Origin of the sequence: Shewanella sp. SG41-3, from assembly GCF_014164545.1 — a bacterium.
Classification (GTDB): domain Bacteria; phylum Pseudomonadota; class Gammaproteobacteria; order Enterobacterales; family Shewanellaceae; genus Shewanella; species Shewanella vesiculosa.
On record NZ_JACJFJ010000003.1, the window covers coordinates 212,533 to 219,511 of the forward strand.

The 6,979-nt window shown below is 40.8% G+C and carries 7 protein-coding genes; all 7 read left to right on the plus strand.

Going from position 1 to position 6,979, the window contains the following annotated elements; genetic code table 11:
- Positions 1-133 precede the first annotated feature (133 nt).
- The 7 genes from H5164_RS06985 to H5164_RS07015 all read left to right on the plus strand — a co-directional run bounded on the left by H5164_RS06985 (position 134) and on the right by H5164_RS07015 (position 6,282).
- Positions 134-1,618 (plus strand): RNA polymerase factor sigma-54, encoded by a 1,485-nt coding sequence (locus tag H5164_RS06985; protein WP_124015077.1) that lies wholly within the window; start codon positions 134-136, stop codon positions 1,616-1,618.
- A gap of 24 nt (positions 1,619-1,642) precedes the next feature.
- Positions 1,643-1,930: a ribosome hibernation promoting factor gene (gene hpf / locus H5164_RS06990; RefSeq protein ID WP_124015078.1), complete on the plus strand. Its 288-nt coding sequence runs from the start codon at positions 1,643-1,645 to the stop codon at positions 1,928-1,930.
- Positions 1,931-1,932: 2 nt separating this feature from the next.
- Complete coding sequence (ptsN, locus tag H5164_RS06995; RefSeq protein ID WP_124015079.1) at positions 1,933-2,376, plus strand: PTS IIA-like nitrogen regulatory protein PtsN; 444 nt, start codon at positions 1,933-1,935, stop codon at positions 2,374-2,376.
- Positions 2,373-3,236, plus strand: coding sequence for an RNase adapter RapZ (gene rapZ, locus H5164_RS07000; RefSeq protein WP_182696723.1), 864 nt, complete (start codon positions 2,373-2,375; stop codon positions 3,234-3,236). Before ptsN ends, rapZ begins: the two co-directional genes overlap by 4 nt.
- A 20-nt stretch (positions 3,237-3,256) precedes the next feature.
- The gene (locus H5164_RS07005) at positions 3,257-3,532 is read left to right on the plus strand and encodes an HPr family phosphocarrier protein (protein ID WP_124015081.1); all 276 of its coding nucleotides are present in this window, start codon (positions 3,257-3,259) and stop codon (positions 3,530-3,532) included.
- A 463-nt stretch (positions 3,533-3,995) separates the two neighbouring features.
- Entirely contained in the window at positions 3,996-5,360 is a 1,365-nt protein-coding gene (mgtE, locus tag H5164_RS07010; protein WP_182696724.1) for a magnesium transporter, read from the plus strand.
- 670 nt (positions 5,361-6,030) lie between these two features.
- Positions 6,031-6,282 carry a transposase gene (locus H5164_RS07015; RefSeq protein WP_182755353.1) on the plus strand — a complete coding sequence of 84 codons (252 nt, stop codon included), beginning with the start codon at positions 6,031-6,033 and terminating at the stop codon, positions 6,280-6,282.
- Positions 6,283-6,979: the final 697 nt, after the last annotated feature.

Genomic DNA, 6,979 nt, shown 5'->3' on the forward strand with positions numbered 1-6,979 from the left:
GGCCTTTTAGTCTATCTAACTCATTTCATTGAACGATATCTAAATAGCGTTAAATGTCATTGATGTATGTGACAATCGATTACAGTTTTCGAGATTGTCATTTTTATGGAAATCATCTAGGGATAAGCGGTAAATGAAAGCGTCACTCCAACTCAAAATGGGTCAACACTTAACCATGACCCCTCAATTACAGCAAGCGATCCGCTTACTGCAATTATCGTCATTGGAGCTACAGCAAGAAATCCAACAAGCATTGGACTCAAACCCATTGCTTGAAATAGAAGATGAGTTTTCTCAAGCAAAAGACTCAGTAAAAGAAAGTCGCGACCAATCGGACACCGACTTTAGTGACAACAGCGTGGTCAATATAGAAAAAGACACCTCAACAGTCGACACAGCAGAATCCATGACCAAAGAAACCATGGACGATTTAGCTATGGATACCACATGGGATGAAGTGTACACCGCCTCTCCAATGTCAGGTTCAGGCAGCGCTAGCATGCGCGATGATGATATGCCATTCCAAGGTGAAACGACTGAAGGCTTATATGAACATTTAGAGTGGCAAAAAAATCTCACGCCATTTTCTGACACTGATCGAGCGATTGCTACCGCGATTATTGATGCCATTGATGAACGCGGCTATTTAACCCAAAGCACTGAAGATATTCTCGAAGCCATGGGTGATGAAAGTGTTGAACTAGATGAAGTTGAAGCGGTATTAAAACGTATTCAACACTTTGATCCCGTTGGTGTTGCCGCACGAGATTTAAGCGAATGTTTATTCATTCAATTAGCCCAATATGCCGACACAACCCCACATATAGACAATGCCCGTCTGCTCATTAAAGACTATTTAGATTTAATTGCTGGGCGCGATTTTAGATTATTGATGCGCAAAACCAAGCTCAAAGAAAACGAGTTGCGTGACGCAATCACCTTAATCCAGTCACTTAACCCTCGCCCGGGCTTGTTAGTCACCGCTATTGATGACGAATATGTTATTCCTGATGTAACCGTACTAAAGAAGAATGGCCGTTGGGTTGTAGAGTTAAACCCAGACAATATGCCTAAAATTGGCGTTAATCAACAATATGCAGCCATGGCTAGAAGCAGTAAAAACTCTGCCGATAGCCAATTTATTCGCGGTCATTTACAAGAAGCTAAATGGTTCATCAAGAGTATCGAAAGCCGCAATGAGACCTTATTGAAAGTCGCCAATTGTATTGTGCAATTTCAGCAAGGTTTCTTTGAATATGGTGAAGAAGCCATGAAACCTATGGTGCTCAATGATATTGCTGAAGCAGTAGAAATGCATGAATCAACTATTTCACGGGTTACCACTCAAAAATATATGCACACACCACGTGGGCTATTTGAATTAAAGTACTTTTTCTCTAGCCATGTCAGCACCGACGATGGCGGAGAATGCTCATCTACCGCTATTCGTGCTTTTATCAAAAAACTGGTTGCAGCAGAAAACCAGCAAAAGCCATTAAGTGACAGCAAAATGGCCCAACTGCTGGCAGATCAGGGGATCAACGTTGCGCGTCGTACGATTGCAAAATACCGCGAAGCGATGCTCATTCCGCCCTCAAACCAACGTAAGAGTTTATAACCTACAAGGCAACGGAGGATTTTTATGCTTATCAATATGACAGGTAGAAATATCGACATTACCGAATCTTTACGTGAATACGTTCAAGGTAAATTTTCAAAGCTTGAACGACACTTCGATCAGATCAATAATGTACACGTTGTGCTCAATGTAGAAAAATTACAACAAAAAGCAGAAGCTAAAATCAACCTTAATGGTGCAGAGATTTTTGCCATGTCAGAAAGCACTGATATGTATGCTGCAATAGACGCCCTGATCGATAAACTCGACCGTCAGGTAATTAAACACAAAGAGAAGTATACAAAACACTAACGATGGAACTTTGTACCATTCTGCAGCCGGAATGCACTACCTGTGCCACACCGGGCAGTAAGAAAAAAGTACTGGAACTCATCAGCAATTTAGTCGCTGCCCAGTACCCACCCCTATCTTCGCAAGAGGTTTTTGAAAGCCTATTAGCGAGAGAGAAAATGGGTAGCACAGGTATAGGAAATGGCATTGCGATACCTCATGGTAGATTAACGACCATAGAACATCCGATCGCAATATTTATTAAATGTGAAGAAGCCATTGCCTTTGATGCAATCGATAAACAGCCCGTGGATATTTTATTTGCTTTGTTAGTACCTGCAGATCAGTGCCAACAGCATTTAAGCACGCTATCAAGCGTGGCTCAAAAATTAAGCGATAAGCAAATATTGAAACAGCTTCGTAAAACTCACGACTCAACAGAACTTTATCGGGTTATTACTGCATGAAACTTGTCATAGTATCGGGACGTTCAGGCTCAGGAAAATCTGTTGCTCTAAGAGTATTAGAAGATCTAGGGTATTATTGTGTTGATAATTTGCCTTTACCACTGATTGGCATATTACTGGCTCAGCTCAAAGGTAATAATGATCTAGTGGCAATTAGTGTTGATGTACGCAACATTGCCGAGCAAGGTAAAGTCCTTCAAGATCAACTTGCCTTACTTGAACATGACACTGAAATTATTAGCTTCTTTTTGAATTCTAATGATAAAGTGCTACTCAAACGCTATAGCGAAACGCGTCGATTACACCCGTTATCTAAAAATCATATTTCACTGCAAGAAGCGATCATATTAGAAGGCCGTTTACTTGAGCCTATCGCAAAAATTGTTGATCATTATATTGACACCTCTGCCCTGAATATTTACGAATTAAGCGACCAAGTCAGGCAAATCTTGTTAGGTAGTGTCGATAAAGAGTTAGTGATTAACTTTGAGTCTTTTGGCTTTAAACACGGTATGCCAACAGAAGCTGACTTTATGTTTGATGTGCGCTTTTTACCTAATCCGCACTGGGAAATAGCACTACGACCACTCACAGGTTTAGACGAACCGGTACAAGAGTTTTTAGGTCGGCAACCTCTAGTGAATAAGTTTATCTGGCAAATTGAAAACTTATTTGAAACCTGGATGCCGCATTTAGAACGTAATAATCGCAGCTATCTGACTATCGCCATTGGTTGCACCGGTGGCCAGCATCGCTCGGTATATATAGCTGATCAATTAGCAAAAAGGTTTAGACATGGCAGTAAACATACAGTTAATGCTCGCCACAGAGAATTAAATTTAACTGATACTGACAGCTAACTGAGCATAGGATCGCGCCAATGATCAAACTTGAACGCCAAGTAACCATTTCAAATAAATTGGGGTTACATGCTCGAGCTGCAACAAAACTTGCTGTTTTAGCGGGTGATTTTGATGCCAGTATCACGTTAACTCAAGGTGATAAAAACGCCAGTGCAGCTAGTGTACTTGGGTTATTAATGCTTGAAAGTGGCATAGGTAAAATGATCACTGTAACAGCCCAAGGCCCAGATGCTGAAGTGGCATTAAATGCCGTATGTGATCTGATTAATGCTAAATTTGATGAGTCTTGCTAAATTGTTTAGTGATACTTTCACTAATTACTGATCGTTAAGCCATCATCACTTATTTATTTCCATCTTTAAATGAAGTCGTCATACTAACCAAACTGCCACGATATTGCTGTTCGAAGGTTAACGATCAGTTCCTCGATAATATTAGCCTTTATATTGAAACGCGCGGCGGATCCCCAGCTGATTAAGTATTCATTCTCTTAAGAGAGATTAGCGTTGTAGCCAATTTCAATCACGGTTCTCGCTTGACCAAACACCGATGTAATCGGACGTTAATTTTTGTGTAAAGCAACATCAGCAGTTCAGACTTTCGTTCGGCGCAAGTCACTCAACGATTTTATTGCTGCATTTCATTTCTTGCCCGCAGATAACAATTCTTGCATCAATATGCCAAACAGAGAAACTGAAACTGCCCAAAATCATTACATACAGAATCATATTTGTATGACAAATAGGAAGTTGATATATGGGTAAAGAGTACCTAGATAATGAAATAACAGAACAACGACTCAATCAACTCGCTCAAGCGTTAGACAGTGGATTGTTTGTTCATGCTCGCAATATGTTACATGCAATGTCACCCAACGATGTCGCCCTCATTCTCGAATCATCACCACCAAAAAATCGACAAGTCTTATGGCAATTAATTGATCAACAATATGCGGGTGAGATCCTGGATGAATTAGGTGAAGAACTGAAAGATTCGCTCATCAGCAGCATGACACCAGAGAAACTCGCCCAGGCCACAATAGGAATGGACACCGATGATCTTGCTTATATTCTTCGCAGCTTGCCCGATGCGGTTTATAAGAAAGTACTCAAGTCAATGCGAAGCCAGGACAGAGATAGAGTAGAACAAGCACTGCGCTACCCGGACGATACTGCCGGCAGCATAATGAACACAGATACGGTTACCCTAAGACCCGATGTTAATATCGAAGTAGTGTTACGCTATTTACGTCAACGCGGTAATTTACCAGATACCACTGATACATTATATGTTGTCGATCGCCATGACCATGTTTTAGGTGGCGTCAGATTAGTCGACTTACTCACATGCGATCCGAGCGTCACAGTTCGCAGCATTATGGACACCGAACTAGAAAGTATTCCGGTTGAGATGTCTGATAAAGATGTTGCGCAAAAATTTGAACGACTCGATTGGATATCTGCCCCTGTAGTAGACAGCCAAGCAAAATTACTTGGACGAATAACCATTGATGACGTTATCGATGTGATCCGTGAAGATGCCGAGCATTCCATGATGGGGATGGCAGGCATGGATGATGATGAAGATACCTTCGGCCCAGTGCTTAAAAGTACTCTAAGACGCTCTCTATGGCTAACCATCAATCTATTTGCCGCATTACTAGCATCATCTGTCAGTAATATGTTTGAAGGCACCTTAGAGCAATTTGCTACCATCGCAATTTTAATGACCATTGTGCCGAGCATGGGCGGCGTTGCCGGTAATCAAACCTTAGCGCTGGTGATCCGCGGTATTGCACTTGGTCATATTGGCCAAAGTAATTCACGTTGGTTAATAGGCAAAGAACTCGGCATTGGATTATTAAACGGCATTATGTGGTCTGTGTTGGTCTTTTTTGCTGTGTGGCTGTGGAAAGACGACATTGCGTTAGGCGGATTAATTGGCAGTGCTATGCTAATTAACATGACAGTTGCCGGCTTTGCTGGTGCCACTATTCCAATCATGCTCAAAAAGCTCAATATCGACCCAGCTCTTGCTGGAGGCATGGTATTAACCACAGTCACTGATGTGGTTGGTCTATTTGCATTTTTAGGCTTAGCGACGCTGTATTTAATGCACTAGAGTATTGCTCTTATCTCTTAACCCGAGTTGGGTTAAATAATATGCCGTCTATAAAACAGTCTACTTTAGGACTCTTTTATGGGCGGCGGACTCTCAAATGGTCACGCTAGCCACAGATTGTCAGTCTGTTAACTCAGCACTCACCTCCCCCCTTCTGATCATGTTCAAATCATCCATGTAAATATTAAATTCAATATAACGCCATCTTTATTTTGTCATTGAGGTCACCTTTTTCTGCCATATTTGTCATCTAAACTGCGACCTAGCGATAAGTTTGATAGCGATTCATCTGCAGAACTTATTCACCAAGTTAGTGCAATTGCACCAAACTAATCTGTCGGTAAAAAGTACCTAGGTTAAAGGGTTTAAATAAGATACTGATAAATAACAGATAAAAATATTTATCAAAGTTGGCACAAGCTTTCCATATAAGAACACATACCCACTAAGTGATAGTGTGATTTTACAAGTAGTCCTTGGTAGATGTAGGAGATAGCAATGAATAAAATAACCGGAAGTCGTAGCATTAAGTCAATAAATGTCATGGTAAATAATATCATTTCACAATGCCGCCAGAACATTTTTTTCTTAGCACATCTCGGTTGTAGCCAGTGGGATGAAGTGGAAACTCGCTCTAGTAAACATAAGTAAATTGGCAGGAGATTATTTCATGAATATGTCAAATGCGAGACAGTACCCAGTGGACTTACAAAAAGAAGTGATTAATGAAGTCAAAAATAATCAAAGATTATTATCTGACGTAGCAAAACAATATGGTGTATCGGCAAAAACCGTATACCAGTGGGTCAGAAGTAACCAAGTTCGCCAGACAGAAAGTAAGGGCGCAATCGTATCAGAAATAGCCTATTTGCAACAAAAGATTGCCCAGTTAAATCAGCAACTACATGCTATAGCAAGCTAAGGATCCATGTTTAAGAAAGTGTTGGAACGATATTAAACAATAATTGAAATTCAGTTAACCGTTTTGGCAAGGATGTTTGACCATGCTAACAACTCGTCCCCCAGCAAGTTGTTAACACAGCAACAATCATTCTAATAATAAGCGCAAAATACTTGCATCCTTGCCGCTTTATTGTTTCACCGTTAGCCGTTAAGGACATTGGCTAACATTACAGTTAAGGCGTTATTGGGTCCCCAGACTCTATTATCCAATAACGTCATTTTTATCCAGGTTTTTAGCTTTCGCCATTGACGGCGCTTGTGCAACCATTAGCAGAGCTAACGATCAAAACCGTTTTGGCAAGGATGTTTGACCATGATAACAACTCGTCCCCCAGCAAGTTGTTATCACAGCAACAATCATTCTAATAATAAGCGCAAAATACTTGCATCCTTGCCGCTTTATTGTTTCACCGTTAGCCATTAAGGATATTGGCTAATATTACAGTTAAGGCGTTATTGGATCCCCAGACTCTATTATCCAATAACGTCATTTTTATCCAGGTTTTTAGCTTTCGCCATTGACGGCGCTTCTGCAACCATTAGCAGAGCTAACGATCAAAACCGTTTTGGCAAGGATGTTTGACCATGATAACAACTCGTCCCCCAGCAAGTTGTTATCACAGCAACAATCATTCTAATAATAAGCGCAAAATACT